Below are 17463 nucleotides of genomic sequence, written 5' to 3' on the forward strand. Positions count from 1 at the left end.
ACATAGGTCCATAATGGAGAGGATGCAAGGATCAGGCGGTTACAACCTGGACAGTGCTGCAGCCGCTGCCGACCGGGGTAACCTCCACCTTTACTGCGATTCGTTCTTTCATCTCCTCGACATGGCTAATCACACCGACTTGCCGACCAGTGGCTTGTAGTTGTTCCAGGACAGAGACGGCCATCGCAAGGCTATTGCTATCCAGTGCACCGAAGCCTTCGTCGATAAACAAGCTGTCAACCTTAATCCCTCGATTTGACGACATGCTGGCGAGTCCGAGTGCTAGGGAAAGGCTAACTAGAAATCTTTCGCCGCCGGAAAGATTGTGAACCCCGCGGATCTCATCAGCCATGTTGCGATCGATGACCTGTAATACGAGATCGCTGCCCGGTGCTCGTTGTAGCTCATACCGGGGGTGAAGATTGACTAGGTGCCGGTTTGCCAAACGAATGAGATGATTTAGTGTCAGTGATTGAGCGAATCGACGAAATTTGGTGCCGTCAGCTGAACCGATAAGATCGTCAAGCTGTCCCCATACACGTGCCTGCTGTTGTCGCTCATGAAGAGCTGCTTGGATTTCTGCCGTTCGTGAACGCGCTTGGTCATCACTCAGGACAACCGAGCTGGCTTCGATATATGCCTCTGATGCTGTGATGCGCTGCGTCTCTATCTCCTTAAGGGCCGTGGCGATTTCTTCACGAGTTTGTGAAGGGCGATCAGTGGCTTCGTGCTCTTTTGCAGACTGTTGTCTCTCAGCGAGGGTTGCCCGTGCGGTCGCCACGGCCTCCCGAAGGCGGTCGAGGCGCATTTGCTCAGCATCAACCCATGCCTCGCCTTTGGTGATTGCGGATTCAGCTTGCGGCCGACTGATTTCACAAGACTGGAGCCTTTCTGTGAGCAATGCCTCTGCGAATTCATGGTCGGTTTGTGCCGCGTCAAAGGCATTGCGAGCGGCTAGAGCATTCGACGAGTTTCCAGCGGCAACTTGCTCAGCCATGGACTTCTTATGCTCAGCTTCGCTCCAGGCTTTGTCGGCGGTTTCCGATCGCTTTCTGTATTCAGTTCGAACTTCGCCGACTGGCCGTCCGTTAATAATCTGGATGCGCTCGCCATTGTGTTTGCTGAGCTCGTCCTTCTTATCTGCGTGTCGTTTCTTGGTTTCCTCGATGGCGGTCTCCAAAGCTTTGAGTGTTACCCGCTTTCCCTCCAGATCAACTTCAAGACGGGAAATATCGGCAGCGGTTGTCTCAAGCCTGCTACGACATTCGCGCCAGTCGTTGACCAGACTGCTACAGATTTCTAGGAAAGCCTCGCTGCTGGCGGTAACTTGGTGTTGCCAGTTGGGGAACACCGGGGCGAGCGCTGTATCGAGTCGGGAATCGAGAGAAGCTAGAGTCTGCTCCTTTCCCTGAAGAGTTACTTGTAGCATCCCCACTGTACTGGCTTTACCATGTTCTTCATTCGTGAGCTTTACAATGTCCGCATTCGCATCCAAAAGGCGAGCGCGAACGTTCTCTATCATCGGAGATCGTTCGGATTTGAGTTTCAGCGTCGGATGCACGCTGAATAGTCTCCTTGGCATCGCTTAGCATCTTTCCCACTGTCATTCGAAAGGAGCTGACAATCTCTACACTTTCTGCACCAATGGCTTCCTTGGGGAAAGTGGGGGCGGATACTCCTATCTCCCCACAATGGATCGATACAGAAGCAACTGATGTCTCCCATTTGGCGAAGGCAATCTGCAATTCAGATTCTTGGCTCCCTCTGCGCTGCAGGACTCCTTCCAGTGCATCCTTTGCCGCAGCAATCTGTGTCTGTGCGCGGGCACGGTTAGTCTGAGAGAAGGAGACTTTTTCTTCCAGCTCGGCGACGCGTGTATGGTCGGCCAGTACTCGAGCCTTAAGTAATCGATCAACGTCGGAGATAGGGTGTTCCGTTGCTCCGCAGACCGGACATGGTTGTCCTTCTTCCAGCTTGAGCCGAAGATGCTCCGCTGCCTCCGTTCCCGCTGCCTTGGAAAGATCCAGGCTATGCCGGGCTTCTTCTAACCGTGCCATGTCCGTGGGTAACTCGGCGTCTACCTTGACTATGACGCCGGAAGCCCTTTGGATGAGGGTTTCCTGTTTGCTTGCTTCATCGTTTGCCGCAATGATGGCTCCATAGGCCTTCTGAGCATCTTCTGTAGCTTCCACAGCATCATCCAGCGCAGCCTGAACTTGCATGAGCGCATCGCGTCTGGCACCAGCCGCAACGGCATTTATCGTGTCAGCAATTTGCCGCAGGGTGGCAATTTGCTCGTCTAGTTTACGGTCTTGTTCCTGGAGGGCCGCGACGACACTTTCCTTATCCTGCCGACACGTTCTGGCAACATCCACTTCGCGAACCAGTTGCTCAATCCTTGCTCTGGTTGATGCAACATCAGTTGTCAGGTTCAGTCGATCGGATAGATCCTTCTCAACATCTCTCATTCGTACCGAAAGTGTCTCAACTGATTTGTGTTCTTCGAGCCAACGGCCGTCACTCTCACGCTGATCTCGTGTCGCCTTGAGTGTACGCTCGACATTTGTAACGGCATCGCGCGCCGTATCTCTATCCTTAGCGCCCCTTTCGAGGAGATCTGTTAGATTGGTCAAGTCACCTTTGGCTGATTCAATCAGGGCGTCGAGCCGTTGCGCTTTGTCCAGTTCAGGGCCTATCGCATCATAGGCTGCTCGGTCTTTGTCGCGTGTCTCCTTAGCAAGGTTGCTTGTCGAAACTGCTTTATCACGCTCCTCTAGAGCCTTACGTTCACCTTCCTGCGCGTCGGCGAATGCTTTCTCTGCCTCTGTCAGTCGCCTTCTGGTGGCCGCTGCTGTCTCGATCTCGGCACGCAGGGAAAGTGCTGTTTTTGTGATAGCGAGGGTGCCGCGGTCACTTTCGGCATCGTGATCTAGCGCCAAGGCCTGCGTCAGCGCCGCATTCCCTTCCGCAATACGTGCATCGATGCGAGATTTATTCTCGTGCCAACCCTCCCATTTGGTGAGAGTCACTCGTGCTGTCTCGATTCGGTCTTGTTCAGCCTTAGCTTCCTGGAGGCGTTCCTCAGCTGCAGTTCTGGCCTCATCTCCAAGCGGCTGATGTTCGCCGAGTTGAGTTTCGAGGTCTCGTAGCGCCTCCCGCTCCTGTTTGGCTCGGACAAATGCCGCTCGTGAGATATCAGAATAAATCTGGGTCCCCGTGATCCTTTCGAGGAGCTCAGCCCGGTCTTTTGAGCCGGCCTTTATGAAAGTGTCAAAGTCGCCCTGGGCTAGAAGGACTGATCGCCGAAATTGATCGAAGCTGAGCCCGATGCGCTTTTGGATCTGCAGAAGGGTATCAGTCTTCTTGTCACCGATAATTGCCCTGGACTTGATGTCTGTAAGCGTGATCTTCTGATTTTGAAGTTTCCCATCGGCTTTGCCGCGCGCACGATTCACCTCCCAGCGAGAGCGATACCGCTGCCCATCCTGTGCGACAAAGTCCACCTCTGCATAGCCGGCGCTGGCGCCATGACGAAGAATACCGCGTACGTCATCGTATTTGATCTGTTGCGAACTATCGCCCTCGATCCGTCCGATTAATGCGCCACTTTCAGCGGTATCCATGCGAGGGAGACGATCAAAGAGGGCAAGGCAGAGCGCATCCAGCAAAGTCGTCTTTCCGGCCCCGGTAGGCCCAGTAATCACGAAGATACCAGAGCTGCGAATCGGCTCTGTCTCGAAGTCGACTTCAAATGGATCGGAGAGGCTGGCGAGGTTTGCGCCTCGGATCGCAAGGATTCTCATGTTGCGCCTGTCTGATCGTCCTCTGGTGATAAGATGGCAGTCAGCACTTCCTCAAAGGCACTCGTAAGCTCCGCTGCCGGCTCAACTCCGTATTCCTCGACATGTCGACGAGCAAACACATGGGCCGGCTCTAGCGCGTCTAGCTCTGTATCTCCTTCCACGGCGTCAGCCAATGTGCCTCCTTGTCCCTCAGTCTGTCGAACGATACGCGTGAGTCGGACTGGCTTCCCCTCCAATGCGGCTTCAATTCGTGGACGGAGCTCTGGCTCAGCTCCATCAAGCCGAACCGCGACCTCGAGAAATGGCCGGCGATCCAGGCCGGGATCGTCGACCTCGATGTGGCGCAATTCATCCTCGACTTGGTCTAGGGGCGCTGCGCCGACTTGTGGAACGCGAAGGAAGGCGACGGGTCTCGGCGTCCGCACCAAATCTATTGTGATGCCAGCGGTCGCATCAAGGTCGATCACTACAACACTGTGCTGATAATCTTTCTCGGCGACTGACATGGGGAAAGGCGATCCGGCATAGCGGATGACAGTTTGGCCTGAGACAAGCTGTGGTTTGTGGAGATGGCCTAAAGCTACATAGGAGACACTTGATGGGAAAAGATCAGAGGAAACCGCCTCCTCGCCTCCTATGACGATTCGTCGTTCACTCAGTTCCGATACTGCTCCGCCGCTCATATGTAAGTGGCCCGTAACGATCAATGGGAGGCCTACACACATAGCGTGCCCAGCCTCAATAACTTGCTGGTAGAGAGCGTGAAGGGGGTGTTCACCACTGGCTACTGCGGGAAGATCTCCAGGGCGTAGGTAAGGGACCGCAGCACACACCGCGCGAGGAGTTCCGGTCACATCCCGAAGTGCAATCAGTGTCTGGGCTGCAATCGGTTGACCATTATGCCGCGGCATTCCCCCGATGAAATGGACTCGGCTCGTATCGAGAAGATGTTTCGGCAGCTCAAGTCGTGCGGCCGAGTCATGATTACCGCCGATGAGCACTATTTGGAGATGCGGACTTTCCGTTATGGCTCTCCTTAAGAACTGATAGAGGCGTTGCTGAGCGGGGATAGGTGGATTAACCGTGTCGTAAATGTCGCCCGTGAGGATGAGTGCGTCAGCGTTTTGTTCGACCAGTTGGTTGGCTAGCCAGTCGAGAAATGAGTCATGTTCGACCCCACGAGCGAATCCATGGAGTTCCTGGCCAAGATGCCAATCAGAAGTATGAATGACCCGCATATTGGTTCTTCTCGATGGCCATGCTCCCGGAAGCACTTTTTACTGAACAGTGACGGCTGGATTCAAAATCTCATTACACAGGCGTTCGAGGCTTGGCGAGCTTTTGCCTGATTCCCACGCTTGGGCAAGACAAAACCCGATATGCAGTGTATTTTTCCGAAGTCCACCAGCATGGCCGTACTGCTTGTCAGCTTTTGCTTGAAAGGCACTCCAGTCAGCTGCACCAATTTCTGCTCTAATAAGAGCGCCGATATTTGATCGCCACATGACAAACCCAGGGCCCCACAAGCTGGTTGTGGGTAATGGGTTTTCGTTTGCCTTGCCTAGAAGCGCAAGCAGGGCTTTGTTATCTTTCTCATGTTTCGCCCTTTTACCTGGGTCCTGCTCATCGGCATCTGAATCAAAGACAACGAAAGTTGGAATGCCGATATGCTTGGCAATCACCAAGGGGCGTAACATCTCGCTCTTGCCATTCACGGGGACAATATGACAACCGCTGCGGCGGTACTGGTCCCATTTATTGAGGAGATGAAGATAGGAACTCAGATAAGCAACATCTTCAAGACCTTCGACCAATACGAGACGGGAGGTAAAAAACATCTCATTGAGTGAAGGCTGTAATGCTTGGTGAATTTTTGCCAGAACACCCTGAGGTTTGCTGGGCGCTTCTCCCGTGGCGAGGCGTAAGCTCCCCGTAAATGCAGACACTCAGTAAGGAGAACTTTCTGGCTTCTGACGTTGACCCCATTCCGAGACAGCTCTTAAGGAGAGCAGACGACTTTTTCGGTGTCCTGTTCTTCCTGACGTTGCCTGACGAACTCGCTTGGCGTCAGGTGCCCAAGTGAGCTGTGGGGACGGCGGGTATTATAGTCCACGCGCCAGGCTTCGATGATCGCCTGGGCCTCAGCCAGCGAGGCGAACTGATGTACATTCAAACACTCATCCCGCAGCCGTCCGTTGAATGATTCAATGAAGGCATTTTCGACGGGTTTCCCCGGTCGAATGAAGTCGAGCTGCACGCCCCGTCGATACGCCCACTCCTCGAGCGCACGGGACTGGAATTCCGTCCCATGATCGACCGTGATGGAGCGAGGCCGCTGGCCCTCTCCCAGGACGCGATCCAGTACCTGACTCACCAGCGCTCCAGACATCCGAAATCCGGCCTCTAGGACAGGACTAGAGCGACTCCAGTTATCAACGACGGTCAGAATCCGATAGGGCCGACCTTCACTCAAGGTATCATGCACGAAATCCATACTCCACCGTTCCGACGGGCCGACCGGCACGGGAGCTGGCCCACGATGCAGGGCGATATGCTTTCGTCGGCGCACCCGCATGCGCAACTGGAGCCCCTCTAAGCGATACCAGCGCCGGACCCGCTTCCGGTTGACCGCCCAACCTTCCCGCCGCAGTAAGACCCAGATGCGCAGATAGCCAAACCGAGGCCGCGCATGCGCCAGATCGCGAATGCGCAGCCGCAGGGCGGTCTGATCCTTGGCCTGACTCTTCCGATACCACGACGCGCGACCAAACTGCGCCAACCGACAGGCCCGCGCACAGCTCACCTGAAACGTCCCGTGAAACCACTGGGCGAGCTCCCGACGGCGCGCGGGCCTTAGACTTTTTTTCGCAACGCCTCCGACAGCATGTGCTTATCCAGCGAGAGATCGGCCACCAGTCGTTTGAGCCGGGCATTCTCCTCTTCCACCTGCCGCAGTCGGCGCAGTTCACTCACGCCGAGATGCGCATACTTCTTTTTCCAGGCGTAGAAGGTTTGCTCGGCGATGCCGAGCTGTCGACAGACATCCCCGATGGGGGTGCCACTCTCGGCTTGCCGGATGGCATAGACGATTTGCTCTTCCGAGAATCGTGACCGCTTCATCGATCCACTCCTTTCGTCGAGGACCGCCGAAGCCGCCATTCTACTCTCGTTTTAGATTGCCGTCGTTTTTGGGGGAGACGTCAGTCGATCCAATTGTGGAGGCGGTGGCGTTCCATCACTGCCCGGGAGAGTGCATAGGAGAGACGTTTAGCCCGTTGACCGCAGTGCATGTGGCGAACGCACTGCTGCGAGAACAATCCGCGCAGGGAGGGGCGAATATGCCGTCTGAGATCGATCTCGCCTACCTAGACAAACTTCATATGACTGATCGGCTAGAGTACTGGCGAGAAGTGGCCAGCACGGTTCAGAGGGAGGGGAAGAAGGAGAGCAAACATGGCTGACCGGATTCTCTGTGTGGACGACGATCTCAACATTTTGGAGGGTTTCAAGCGCCAGCTTCGCAAAGAGTTTACGTTGGAGACGGCTGTCGGACCTGAGCAGGGTCTTCGAATGGTTACGGAACAGGGGCCCTTCGCCGTGGTGGTATCTGATCTCAGGATGCCGGGGATGAGTGGGATTGAGTTCCTTGCAAGAGTACGCAACCACGATGCCGACACCGTCCGTGTTCTACTGACGGGAAATGCCGAACTCAGAACGGCGATCGAAGCGATTAATGAAGGGCAGATCTTCCGATTCCTGACAAAGCCCTGTACGCCAGACGTTCTCGGCAAGACGCTCAGGGCCGCGCTGGTACAGCACCGTCTGATCATGGCAGAACGCGAGTTGCTGGAACAGACGCTGAGCGGGAGTATTCGAGTGCTATGCGAAATCTTAGCGTTGGTCAATCCTGAAGCCTTTGGGCGATCGTCGCGCATTACCCACTATGCGGAGTCAATGGCAAAGCATCTCCACGTGTCCGAGATCTGGACGATCAAGACGGCTGCCATGTTGTCTCAAATCGGTTGCGTTATCTTGCCTGAATCGGTCCTAAAAAAGGTGTATCGAGGAGAGATACTGACGCGCGAGGAATCGGAGCTGTTTAATCAGCATCCGTTCGTGGCGTCGGATCTAATCGCAAAGATTCCCAGGATGAAACGTGTGGCGGAGATCATTAGATACCAGGACAAATGCTATGACGGATCTGGAGTAGCAGGGGATACTCGAGAAGGGGTTAAAATCCCTATGGAGGCGAGAATTTTGAAAGTCGCCCTGGATTTCGATGCGCTCGAATCGGCCGGAAAGACAAAAACCCAGGCATTCGATGAGATCAAGAAACGTAAAGGCTGGTATGACGAGGAAATTGTTAAGGCGCTAAAGACAGCGTTTGCCCAAGAAATACAATATGAAGTGCGGACAGTGGTCATTGCAGATCTCCGCCCAGGTATGGTTTTGAATGAAGATCTGAAATCATCGGACCACGTCCTTCTGTGCGCGAGGGGGCAGGAAATAAATGCGTCTACCATTATGCGATTGACCAACTATTCAAAAACGATCGGCGTTCGGCAACCTTTCGATGTACTCGTGACCATTGGCCAGGACTCGGCCGACGTGGATTGATCAAAGCGCTTCCCCTGTTCCAGGGGCATAGCTCGCGTGAAGCAACCCAATGATCTGGAACCTATGTCATTCGTTCATTGAGGGGGACAGCAGGTCCGCAGAGTTATTCGCCGCGAGCCTAACACCGTCGAGTCCAGACCGCAAATTTACAATTGATGCTGTGATATAGGCGCATAATCGTGGCTAATCTGGCCTCCGCTCCCGAGGCGGAATCGGATTTGTTTTTTTCGTGACTCAGACGTTATTCCACACAGCAGGCTTATCCTGTATCTTCCGAATCTCGGATCCTCGGAGGGAGCAGTGAGTCGAAATAGTTCGGAGCGAAGGTGCGCCCGCATTCGTTGCAGTGCCATTCCGGTCTTGGTGGAACACTGCGTCGACCCAGAGCGTCTGGCGTGATCAATAGGCGTTCTGGCACGAGGAGAGTTCGACAGACGGGGCAGTAATGGAAGGGCGCTTCACGCCTCATCGTCCGCACTGTCCGCACTTGTAGATGGTCCGAGGACATAGCTCTCCACGCCGATATGTGCTTGGATGAGGCCTGCTGAGCCAGCTGCTTCTCGCGTTCACATTGCTCCTTCATCTTCGGGTATCGATGTCGGCCATTCGGAGGGGTATAGCGCTCCAAAGGTCTGATGAATTCCAGAAGGGTTCGTCATGCAGGTATCTGACCTCTTTGTAGGATTAATTGGCCCCTCCTGAGCTCAGTCCCGCAAGCATTATTAAGGCAGGGCTCTTTGGGATGTGTGAGCAAAAATACGATCGAGGATCCGGACCACTGTCGAGACGGAGAAGGGTTTGGACAAGATTTCCGTGGCGCCGCGTGTTAACGCCACCTTCAAATAGTCCATGGTGCCGGATGCCCCCGAAATAGCCAGTATGGGGACCTGGGGATTAGTCCGACGTAAAGCTTCAATAACCTCCAGGCCATCGCGCTCAGGCATATAGAGATCAGTGATGACTAGATCCGTTGGCGCCTTTCTGAAGGCGTTCACGCCTAGGCGGCCATTGGCAGCTTCCTGTACAACATACCCAGCTTCACGCAGTCCCTCACCAAGGACGGCTCTTAGAGCTCTGTCATTGTCAATAATTAGAATGGACGTCATGTCGGCAATATCCGTCATGAGGGAGGCACAGTTTGGCTCATCGTCGATTGTTGAGTTATCGTACAATTCCTCTCACGTGCGAGCAACTAGGCTCGTGACTAGGGCCACACCTTCGATAGAGAGACGAGTGCCTTCCATCGAATGGAGTGGTTGCGAAATCATGCGAGCGCTAGTGTCTAAAAATAGGTCATAACTGCACGCATGCTCATCTCTTGTCCCCGAACAATACGCAAACTTTCTCTGAGATCGATATCCACTATGCTTGCATCCTGTGCCAGGAGTATATCCCATCCCAGAGTTCGTTCAAGAGAATGTATGGATAGTTATATATGTCTGTGGCCCTGGCGACCTCCCCCCTTGATTGAGTAGCACAATGATTTAGAGTTCAATCCCTTCAGGAAAGGAGATTGGCAATGAAGAAGCGGTTTTCCGAGGTCCAGATCATTGGGTTTTTGCGGGAGGCGGAGGCCGGGGTCGCGGTCAAAGATCTGTGTCGACAACATGGAGTCTCCGAAGCCAGCTACCGCCTCTGGCGGAGCAAGTTCGGCGGCATGACCGTGCCAGACGCCAAGCGGCTGAAGGCCCTGGAGAAGGAGAATACCCGGCTGAAGAAGTTACTGGCGGAGGCGCTGCTGGGGCAGGTGTCAAGGGTCACCCAACAAAATCGGCATCGCTGTGGCGGTTGAGGTACTCCGACTCGCCCGTGAGCGGAGGCACGTGACGCCTCGTGCGCTGCTTCACTATGCCCGCCTTGCCGAGTTGAATGTGTGATGCGTCCCTATCTGGAGGCGCTGGCATGACGGCCCGTCACCCATCCAATCTGCCCGCTTCTATTCACCAGCGGCTGCTCAACCTCCAGCAAAATGTCTCCTGGATGCACCGGCCGTATGCCATTCTTCACCATGACATTACTCCTTTAGTGAGAATCCGTGATCTCGACATTGTGGGCCCCATTAGTTATCCATCTGAAACAAATGCCCCATTGGTCGTTGATGCTGATGCTGGGCTGCCCCGTACGATCACCTTTCAGTTTCTCCAATCGATTTCCTGGAGGCGCCCGTTTTGTCGGCGAACTTCAGAGACCAGACATGAGGCTGGCGTGCCAAAAGTACGGCGGGCCGTAGCGGGCAAAGCGGGATGTCGGAGTGAAACGGTCACGTTCGGACAAGCTTGATATGGCATTGACAGCATATGGCTTGCATGACATAGTATCGGGGTGAGTTGGATTGTTGAGATGAGTGATGAGTTTGAGCCAGAGTTCGACGCTCTCCTCGAAGACGTGCAAACGGAGCTATTGGCGTTGACCCGTCTCCTGCAGCAATTCGGCCCGCATTTGGGGCGACCACGCGTGGACACGCTGAACGCCTCACGCCACGCGAATATGAAGGAACTCCGGTTCAGCGCGGTTGGGGGCGAGTGGAGAGTCGCGTTCGCCTTTGACCCGAAGCGAAAGGGGATACTGCTGGTTGCAGGAGATAAATCAGGGGGCAGCGAAAAGCGGTTTTATCGCGAGCTGATCCGGAAGGCCGATGACCGTTTTGACGCGCATCTGGCGCGACTGAAGAAGGGAAGGGGGTAAGCATGGCCACGAACGTCGAGGACAAAATCAAGAAGTTGCGCCCTCTCCAGCGTAAGAAGGTTGAGACTCGCGCCGCTGAGCTGATTGCCGAGGAAATGACCTTGCGGGAACTGCGGCACGCGCGCAAGCTCACGCAGGTTCGAATGGCCAAGAAGCTTGGGATCACGCAGGATAGTGTGTCGCGCCTCGAACAGCGAAGCGATCTCCTCCTGTCCACGCTTAGAAAGACCATCGAAGCCATGGGCGGGAACCTGTCTCTTGTGGCCCAATTCCCCGACCGTGAGCCGGTGAGGCTGTCCGGTATCGCCGAAGATAATTCAGAGTCGAAGCCCACAAGCCGACGGCACGCGCTGGCGTAAATCGTCGGCTGCTGAGTGCTCGTGCCTGTGAAGCTCCCCCGCCTATCTGCTGTAATACTACATTGGTGTGGCACAGTTCCGCAGAGTTCTCATCTCACCGATTCATTCTACTGTCACAGAAGAGACGGAGCATAGTGCCGATTCTCATTACCGACGTATTCCGAATTTTGTGCGAGTATATTTCGTCACCAAGAAACTCGACGAATTCGTAGACGACCACATTCGCAAGGGTAAACTCACCGTCCACTCAACACGACTCTTGCGCTGGATTCCGCCAATGCTGAGCCAGAATTTGCGCGGTCAAATGGACGGATGCGCGAGATAGAACGGTTGGCTCCCAGAGGGGGCTCCGGAAATTCGGACAGTGTGATCAGTGGTAGCCTGGCTTCAGCAAAGCCACCGCGAGGTGGCGACACAAAGGAGCGAGGTAATGAAGAGGACGAGACGGAACCACGGAGCGACCTTTAAGGCCCAGGTGGCCTTGGCCGCAGTCAAAGGTGACAAGACGGTGGCTGCATATTCCGCTGAATCCGGCCGCCGATTCCGAGCGAATCCGGCCACCCCTCGGAGCCCCGCGACGCAGGGCCTCAGTGCTCGGTCTTGAGTGGCCGACTTCCGTCCGATTTTGCCAGCCGTTTGCGCATCGATTCTCCCTTGAGCGTGATCTTATAGGCATTGTGCACGAGCCGGTCAAGAATGGCATCGGCGAGCGTCGGCTCCCCGATCGCCGCATGCCAGTGATCGATTGGGAGTTGACTGGCTATGATAGTGGCCCGCCGTCCATGCCGATCGTCGAGGAGTTCCAACAGATCGCGGCGATGCTCGTCGGTTAAGGGAGCCAAGCCCCAATCATCCAGGACCACGAGGTCGGTCTTGGCGAGACTCCGGAGCACGCGCCCATAGCGGCCATCGCCTTTGGCGATCGCGAGTTCCCGGAAGAACCGCGGGAGTCGCAGATACAAGGCGGAGCAGCCCAGCCGACAGGCCATCTGGGCCAGCGCACTGGCCAGGTACGTCTTGCCCGCACCCGTGGGGCCCACGATCAACACATTGTCGTGACTGCGAATCCACTGGCCGGTCGCCAGTGCGGTGATCACCGTTTTGTCGAGGCCACGCGGGTGGCGATAATCGAGATCTTCCAACGTGGCGCTGCCGGGGAGCCGGGCCTGAGCGAGGCGGCGGGTCAGACGGCGATTCTCTTGCATCGTCCGCTCCCGATCGACTAACAACCCCAGCCGTTCCTCGAAGCTCAGCCGCTGCACGTCGGGCATCTCCAGTTGTTCCGTCAGGGCGGTGGCCATGCCGGTGAGCTTCAGGGCCTCCAGTGTCGCGAGTGTGAGATGGCGTAACATCAGACTCCTCCTTCGTGGTGTTGGTAATAGGTGGTGCCGCGGAGATGGTCGTGTGCAATTGGGAGGGGGACCGTCGGAACCGGCTCGGGGAGCGGCTGCTGATCGAGTCCGGTCTTGAGGATCGACTGGACACTCTTGTAGGCGATGGCGTCAATCGCCTGGGCGCGGCGACACGCGGCCTCCACCCGCGCTGGGCCGTAGAGGCGTTCCAGCCGCAAGACCCCGAGGCACGAGCGATAGCCTTGTTCGGGATGCCGGCGGCGGGTCAAGAGCGTATTCACCACCGCCGCCGTGGCGGGCCCAATGGTCTCCGCCCACTGAATCAGCCGTGACGGCGACCACTGAAATATCTTGTTGAGAGTGGGCCCCCTGCATGGACTACAGTCACAAGCCATCACCAGGAGGGATCCCATGCGATTGATCACGACGAAGGAACTGAGAACGCTGAGCATCGCCACACGACATCATCACCTCATCAACAGTCGGCTGGCGATCTTGCGCTATGCCGACGAATATGGGTTCAAAGGTGCCGCCCGGCGGTTCGGCTTGGATCGCAAGACGGTGAGAACGTGGCACCGTCGTTGGGTGGCCAGCGGGCCCGCGGGGTTAGTCCCGCGTCATCCGCGCACACGGCGCCGACGGATCTCCGAGGAGGCGGTGCGGCTGATCGAGCACGCCCGCCGCGAGCTGCATTTTGGCGCGATGCGGACCCGGTTCTGGCTGGACCGGGTGCATCACATCCGTGTCGCGGCCGCGACAATCCGCCGAGTCTGCCGGGACCTCGGCTATCCGCCCATCCGGCGTACCGGCCCGCGACGCCCTCGCCAGCCGCTGCTCTTCAGTAAAGACCACCCGGGTGACTGTGTGCAGGTTGATGTCAAGGAAGTGAAAGTTGCGGGGAAGAAATGTTTTCAGTATACGGCCCTGGATGACTGTACACGCTATCGCGTCTTACGCCTCTATCCCCGCAAGTATCACGGCACCAGTCTCGAGTTTCTGGCCACCATCCGGCAGATGCTCCCGTTTCCCATTCGTAAGGTACAAGTTGATAACGGCACAGAATTCCCGCTTGCCTTTGCCCTGGCCGTGCAAGAAGCCGGTATCCGCCTGCGACATATCAAGCCTCGCCGGCCCGAACAAAATGGGAAAGTCGAACGCAGCCATCGCATCGACGAGGAGGAGTTTTGGAGTCGCGCGACATTTGACGAGTTCACATCAGCGACGCAGGCCCTGCGTGCCTGGGAGCATCAGTATAACCACGACCGATTCTCCATGGCCCTCCAGGGCCTCACACCGGCCGAAAAATTGGCGACATGTCTCTCGCCACTGAACCCATCATCACCACCCACGCCATGCACACACACGGGGGCCGCTGCTTGACAAGTCATTACAGCGCTCTCCGCAGTGACCTGCCCTGTCACCGCGCTCCTCTATGATGGACCGCATCCCCACCATCACAAGAGGTGCTCCCCATGACCGACCGACCAGCAGACCCGCAGCCCGCGCAGCCAGCCCCGCTCTACATCACCCTTATCCTCGATGAAAGCGGCTCCATGCAATCGTGCAGAGGCGCCGCCCTCGCGGGCTTCAACCAGTACCAAGCCACGGCGTCCTTCCGGCAGGGCGACGACACCGCCGCCGGCGAAGCCTTCAGCTCCGAGCCGCAGCCACCAGAGCCACCACTCGCCGATGGGCAGGAGCCGCGGGATTAGTCAGGCAAAGGCTCAGTATGACTGGGATCGCGATTTCCCGCGAATCCTCACGACAGATCACCGTGGTAGCAGACTGATCTCTTCTCCATTCGAACGGCGTGTGGCTCGAAGTAGTTGGAATGGAACGGTTTCTTCTCTGAGGCACGCCTCGCTCCTGAGTGGCATTTGGCTTGCTTGCCCTGCTTGGCATACGGGGGGACAGACAGGAGCATGCGGTTAATAGGACGGCATTGCGGACTCGGAATGGTTGGGAGGGTGCGATCTTCCAGTTGATTCGAGCGGATGGTGGAATTGTTCACCCTGGTGTTCGCGGCACTGAGAGAAGGCGTCGCGGACCCCGCATCGGTGTCGCCCGGATCCATCATGCTGACATGTCCTCACTCCTGGAAAGGATACGTATGACTCACAGAAACCTGATCGTATGCGTGCTCATGTCGTTGGTCGCCAGTCCTGTCGTTGCGCAGAGCCAGTCCCTGGGATCGGAGCACACTCGCCCTGCCGGTCCTTCCACGTCGTCGGACCTGACGCAGATGCCGCGGAGTTCCTGGGAAGGGTGGCTCAAGCATGGAGAACGTGACCGGACGTCGACGTCGTCCATCCCGTCACGGAGCCCTGATCTCGGAACACCGACAACCCCCCTTTCTCCCTCTCTCGGGCCGGAAGCGAGCCGCAGTCCGTCCCGACTCCAGCCGAATAGCGACAGGGAGCTGGTCGAGAGAGGAATCGGCAGCGAGAGGCGGTAGTTCGATAGTCGCCGGTAGGGGACCGGCGGAGGCCGAGACAATAAGGTCGGCCATTCTTCACTCACATGGAAAGACTCGGAGTCGCGATGACAACCCCACGAATCGATGAGCAATGCATCAACACCATCAGGACCCTCTCAATGGATGCGGTCCAACGGGCGAATTCCGGACATCCAGGCACGGCGATGGCTCTAGCGCCGGTGGTGTACGGTTTGTGGCAGCATTTTTTGCGGTTCGATCCCCAAGATCCGATCTGGCCTAATCGCGACCGGTTCGTGCTCTCGATCGGCCACGCCTCCATGTTGCTCTATTCGCTGTTGCATCTCTGCGGCGTGAAGGCGGTCAACCCGCAGTACGAAACGGTGGGAGAGCCGTCGGTCACGCTGGATGACATCAAGAAGTTCCGGCAACTTGACAGCAAATGCCCGGGCCATCCGGAGTATCGCTGGACTTCCGGTGTGGAAACGACCACCGGCCCCCTCGGCCAGGGCGTCGCGACGAGTGTGGGGATGGCCATGGCAGCGCGGTGGATGGGCGCCCACTTCAACCGCCCCGATTTTCAGATGATTGATTACGACGTCTATGCCCTGTGCGGCGACGGCTGCATGATGGAGGGTGTGACGGGAGAAGCCGCGTCGTTGGCGGGGCATCTCAAACTGTCCAATCTCTGTTGGATCTACGACAACAACCACATCACGATCGAAGGGCGCACGGACTTGGCGTTCAGTGAAGATGTGGCGGCCCGCTTCTTTGCGTATGGGTGGAAGGTGACGAGGGTGGCCGACGCCAACGACCTGCTGCTGCTCGATCGGGCCTTGGCGACGTTTCGGGAGAACAAAGACCGGCCGACCCTGATCATCGTCGACAGCCATATCGCCTATGGAGCTCCTCATAAGCAGGACAGCAGCGCCGCGCACGGAGAACCGTTGGGCGAAGCGGAAATCATGGCAGCGAAACGGTACTACGGATGGCCGGAGGAGGCGCAATTTCTCGTGCCGCCCGGTGTGCCGGAGCACTTTCAGCATCTCATGGGCACACGCGGACGAACGGCGCGGGAGCAGTGGATGATGCGGTTTGCCAGTTACAGGCAGGCCTATCCGGAATTGGCGGATGCCCTCTATCGAATGCAACGCCGTCAATTGCCGGATGGATGGGACCGGGATCTGCCGACCTTTCCCCCGGATTCGAAGGGGCTGGCGGGAAGGGATGCGTCCGCGACGGTGCTCAATGCCGTGGCAGATCGAGTGCCTTGGCTCATCGGGGGCTCGGCCGACCTCGCGCCGTCCACCAAGACGCGACTCACCGACAAGGGGGCCGGCGACTTCGGTCCTACGGAGTACGGCGGCCGCAACCTGCACTTCGGGGTTCGAGAACATGCCATGGGGTCGATCCTGAACGGTCTGGCCCTCTCGAAGGTGCGGGCCTTCGGGTCGGGGTTTTTGATCTTCAGCGACTATGCGAAACCGGCGATCAGGCTGAGCGCGATTATGGAAATCCCAGTCATCCACGTGTTTACGCACGACTCCATCGGCGTGGGGGAAGACGGGCCGACCCATCAGCCAATTGAGCAGTTGGCCGCACTGCGGGCCATTCCGGGACTGCTTGTCATCCGGCCGGCCGACGCCAACGAAGTCGTGGAGGCCTGGCGTGTGATCATGCAGCTGCATCACGAGCCCGTTGCGTTGATCCTCAGCCGGCAGGCGCTCCCGACGCTGGATCGAACGAGATATGCCCCTGCCGCCGGTTTGGAACGGGGTGCCTATGTCCTGGCCGAGGCGCCGGGGGGAAACCCGGAGGTCCTGCTGTTGGCGACGGGAAGTGAAGTGGCGCTCTGTCTTGCCGCCTATGAACGGCTTATCGCCGAAGGTGTCCAAGCCCGCGTGGTGAGTATGCCCTCCTGGGAACTGTTTGAGCGGCAAAGCCGGACCTATCGAGAGCAGGTGATCCCTCCGCACGTCACGATTCGCATTTCCGTCGAGCAAGCCGCGACGACCGGTTGGGACCGATATGTCGGGGCGGCCGGGACGAGCCTCGGCATGAAGACCTTCGGGGCGTCGGCGCCGCTGAAAGAATTGCAGAAGAAGTTCGGGTTTACTCCCGATCACCTCGTAACCGTGGTCACGGAACGCCTAGCGACCGGCCGGGACTGAAGGAAGCTAAGGCTGCTGCCCCGTGACAAGTGAACGAACAAC

Annotated in this window: 15 protein-coding genes and 1 pseudogene; 8 read left to right on the forward strand and 8 right to left on the reverse strand. The window is 57.1% G+C overall.

Annotation, left to right across the window (positions count from 1 at the left end; genetic code table 11):
- Positions 1-31: 31 nt before the first annotated feature.
- The 4 genes from HRU82_14975 to HRU82_14990 all read right to left on the reverse strand — a co-directional run bounded on the left by HRU82_14975 (position 32) and on the right by HRU82_14990 (position 6923).
- Positions 32-1582, reverse strand: coding sequence for a hypothetical protein (locus tag HRU82_14975; GenBank protein QOJ36162.1), 1551 nt, complete (start codon positions 1580-1582; stop codon positions 32-34).
- 2217 nt (positions 1583-3799) lie between these two features.
- On the reverse strand, positions 3800-5041 hold the full coding sequence (locus tag HRU82_14980; GenBank protein ID QOJ36163.1) for an exonuclease SbcCD subunit D C-terminal domain-containing protein: 1242 nt from the start codon (positions 5039-5041) through the stop codon (positions 3800-3802).
- Positions 5042-5080: 39 nt separating this feature from the next.
- Positions 5081-5749, reverse strand: a complete 669-nt coding sequence (locus HRU82_14985) for an ATP-dependent endonuclease (protein QOJ36164.1) — start codon at positions 5747-5749, stop codon at positions 5081-5083.
- Positions 5750-5802: 53 nt separating this feature from the next.
- A protein-coding gene (locus HRU82_14990; GenBank protein QOJ36165.1) for an IS3 family transposase occupies positions 5803-6923 on the reverse strand; the annotation gives its coding sequence in 2 pieces (ribosomal slippage) (positions 5803-6677 and positions 6677-6923; 1122 coding nt in all).
- Positions 6924-7256: 333 nt separating this feature from the next.
- On the opposite strand from HRU82_14990, the gene HRU82_14995 reads away from it, so the two are divergent.
- Positions 7257-8420, forward strand: coding sequence for a response regulator (locus HRU82_14995; GenBank protein ID QOJ36166.1), 1164 nt, complete (start codon positions 7257-7259; stop codon positions 8418-8420).
- A gap of 722 nt (positions 8421-9142) precedes the next feature.
- Here the strand turns inward: HRU82_14995 and HRU82_15000 are convergent.
- On the reverse strand, positions 9143-9544 hold the full coding sequence (locus HRU82_15000) for a response regulator (GenBank protein ID QOJ36167.1): 402 nt from the start codon (positions 9542-9544) through the stop codon (positions 9143-9145).
- A 395-nt stretch (positions 9545-9939) separates the two neighbouring features.
- Between HRU82_15000 and HRU82_15005 the strand changes: the two are divergent.
- Positions 9940-10152: pseudogene (locus HRU82_15005) on the forward strand (transposase).
- Positions 10153-10442: 290 nt separating this feature from the next.
- Here HRU82_15005 and HRU82_15010 read toward each other — a convergent pair.
- Positions 10443-10565, reverse strand: a complete 123-nt coding sequence (locus tag HRU82_15010) for a hypothetical protein (GenBank protein QOJ36168.1) — start codon at positions 10563-10565, stop codon at positions 10443-10445.
- Positions 10566-10742: 177 nt separating this feature from the next.
- On the opposite strand from HRU82_15010, the gene HRU82_15015 reads away from it, so the two are divergent.
- The 3 genes from HRU82_15015 (at position 10743) to HRU82_15025 (ending at position 12068) form a co-directional block, all read left to right on the forward strand.
- The gene (locus HRU82_15015; GenBank protein ID QOJ36169.1) at positions 10743-11105 is read left to right on the forward strand and encodes a type II toxin-antitoxin system RelE/ParE family toxin; all 363 of its coding nucleotides are present in this window, start codon (positions 10743-10745) and stop codon (positions 11103-11105) included.
- A 2-nt stretch (positions 11106-11107) separates the two neighbouring features.
- Positions 11108-11464 carry a helix-turn-helix transcriptional regulator gene (locus HRU82_15020; protein ID QOJ36170.1) on the forward strand — a complete coding sequence of 119 codons (357 nt, stop codon included), beginning with the start codon at positions 11108-11110 and terminating at the stop codon, positions 11462-11464.
- 430 nt (positions 11465-11894) lie between these two features.
- Positions 11895-12068, forward strand: coding sequence for a hypothetical protein (locus tag HRU82_15025; GenBank protein ID QOJ36171.1), 174 nt, complete (start codon positions 11895-11897; stop codon positions 12066-12068).
- Here HRU82_15025 and HRU82_15030 read toward each other — a convergent pair.
- Together HRU82_15030 and HRU82_15035 are read right to left on the reverse strand one after the other, a co-directional pair.
- Complete coding sequence (locus tag HRU82_15030; protein QOJ36172.1) at positions 12052-12816, reverse strand: ATP-binding protein; 765 nt, start codon at positions 12814-12816, stop codon at positions 12052-12054. The genes HRU82_15025 and HRU82_15030 overlap by 17 nt on opposite strands.
- Positions 12816-13229 (reverse strand): hypothetical protein, encoded by a 414-nt coding sequence (locus tag HRU82_15035; protein QOJ36173.1) that lies wholly within the window; start codon positions 13227-13229, stop codon positions 12816-12818. The genes HRU82_15030 and HRU82_15035 overlap by 1 nt, the downstream gene beginning before the upstream one ends.
- On the opposite strand from HRU82_15035, the gene HRU82_15040 reads away from it, so the two are divergent.
- The 3 genes from HRU82_15040 to tkt all read left to right on the forward strand — a co-directional run bounded on the left by HRU82_15040 (position 13228) and on the right by tkt (position 17421).
- Positions 13228-14196: a transposase gene (locus tag HRU82_15040; GenBank protein QOJ36174.1), complete on the forward strand. Its 969-nt coding sequence runs from the start codon at positions 13228-13230 to the stop codon at positions 14194-14196. The two genes, HRU82_15035 and HRU82_15040, sit on opposite strands and share 2 nt — an antisense overlap.
- A 92-nt stretch (positions 14197-14288) precedes the next feature.
- Positions 14289-14528, forward strand: a complete 240-nt coding sequence (locus tag HRU82_15045) for a hypothetical protein (protein QOJ36175.1) — start codon at positions 14289-14291, stop codon at positions 14526-14528.
- A gap of 829 nt (positions 14529-15357) precedes the next feature.
- Positions 15358-17421, forward strand: coding sequence for a transketolase (gene tkt, locus HRU82_15050; GenBank protein QOJ36176.1), 2064 nt, complete (start codon positions 15358-15360; stop codon positions 17419-17421).
- The last annotated feature ends 42 nt before the right edge of the window (positions 17422-17463 follow it).

It is taken from the genome of Nitrospira sp., from assembly GCA_015709715.1.
Classification (GTDB): Bacteria; Nitrospirota; Nitrospiria; order Nitrospirales; family Nitrospiraceae; genus Nitrospira_A.

What these genes read in the sequence shown, in the direction of transcription:
- HRU82_14975 (QOJ36162.1), bottom strand. Translation starts at nt 1,582, where the DNA reads ATGCCAAGGAGACTATTCAGCGTGCATCCGACGCTGAAACTCAAATCC.
- HRU82_14980 (QOJ36163.1), bottom strand. Translation starts at nt 5,041, where the DNA reads ATGCGGGTCATTCATACTTCTGATTGGCATCTTGGCCAGGAACTCCAT.
- HRU82_14995 (QOJ36166.1), top strand. Translation starts at nt 7,257, where the DNA reads ATGGCTGACCGGATTCTCTGTGTGGACGACGATCTCAACATTTTGGAG.
- HRU82_15000 (QOJ36167.1), bottom strand. Translation starts at nt 9,544, where the DNA reads ATGACGGATATTGCCGACATGACGTCCATTCTAATTATTGACAATGAC.
- HRU82_15020 (QOJ36170.1), top strand. Translation starts at nt 11,108, where the DNA reads ATGGCCACGAACGTCGAGGACAAAATCAAGAAGTTGCGCCCTCTCCAG.
- HRU82_15025 (QOJ36171.1), top strand. Translation starts at nt 11,895, where the DNA reads ATGAAGAGGACGAGACGGAACCACGGAGCGACCTTTAAGGCCCAGGTG.
- HRU82_15030 (QOJ36172.1), bottom strand. Translation starts at nt 12,816, where the DNA reads ATGTTACGCCATCTCACACTCGCGACACTGGAGGCCCTGAAGCTCACC.
- HRU82_15040 (QOJ36174.1), top strand. Translation starts at nt 13,228, where the DNA reads ATGCGATTGATCACGACGAAGGAACTGAGAACGCTGAGCATCGCCACA.
- HRU82_15035 (QOJ36173.1), bottom strand. Translation starts at nt 13,229, where the DNA reads ATGGGATCCCTCCTGGTGATGGCTTGTGACTGTAGTCCATGCAGGGGG.
- HRU82_15045 (QOJ36175.1), top strand. Translation starts at nt 14,289, where the DNA reads ATGACCGACCGACCAGCAGACCCGCAGCCCGCGCAGCCAGCCCCGCTC.
- tkt (QOJ36176.1), top strand. Translation starts at nt 15,358, where the DNA reads ATGACAACCCCACGAATCGATGAGCAATGCATCAACACCATCAGGACC.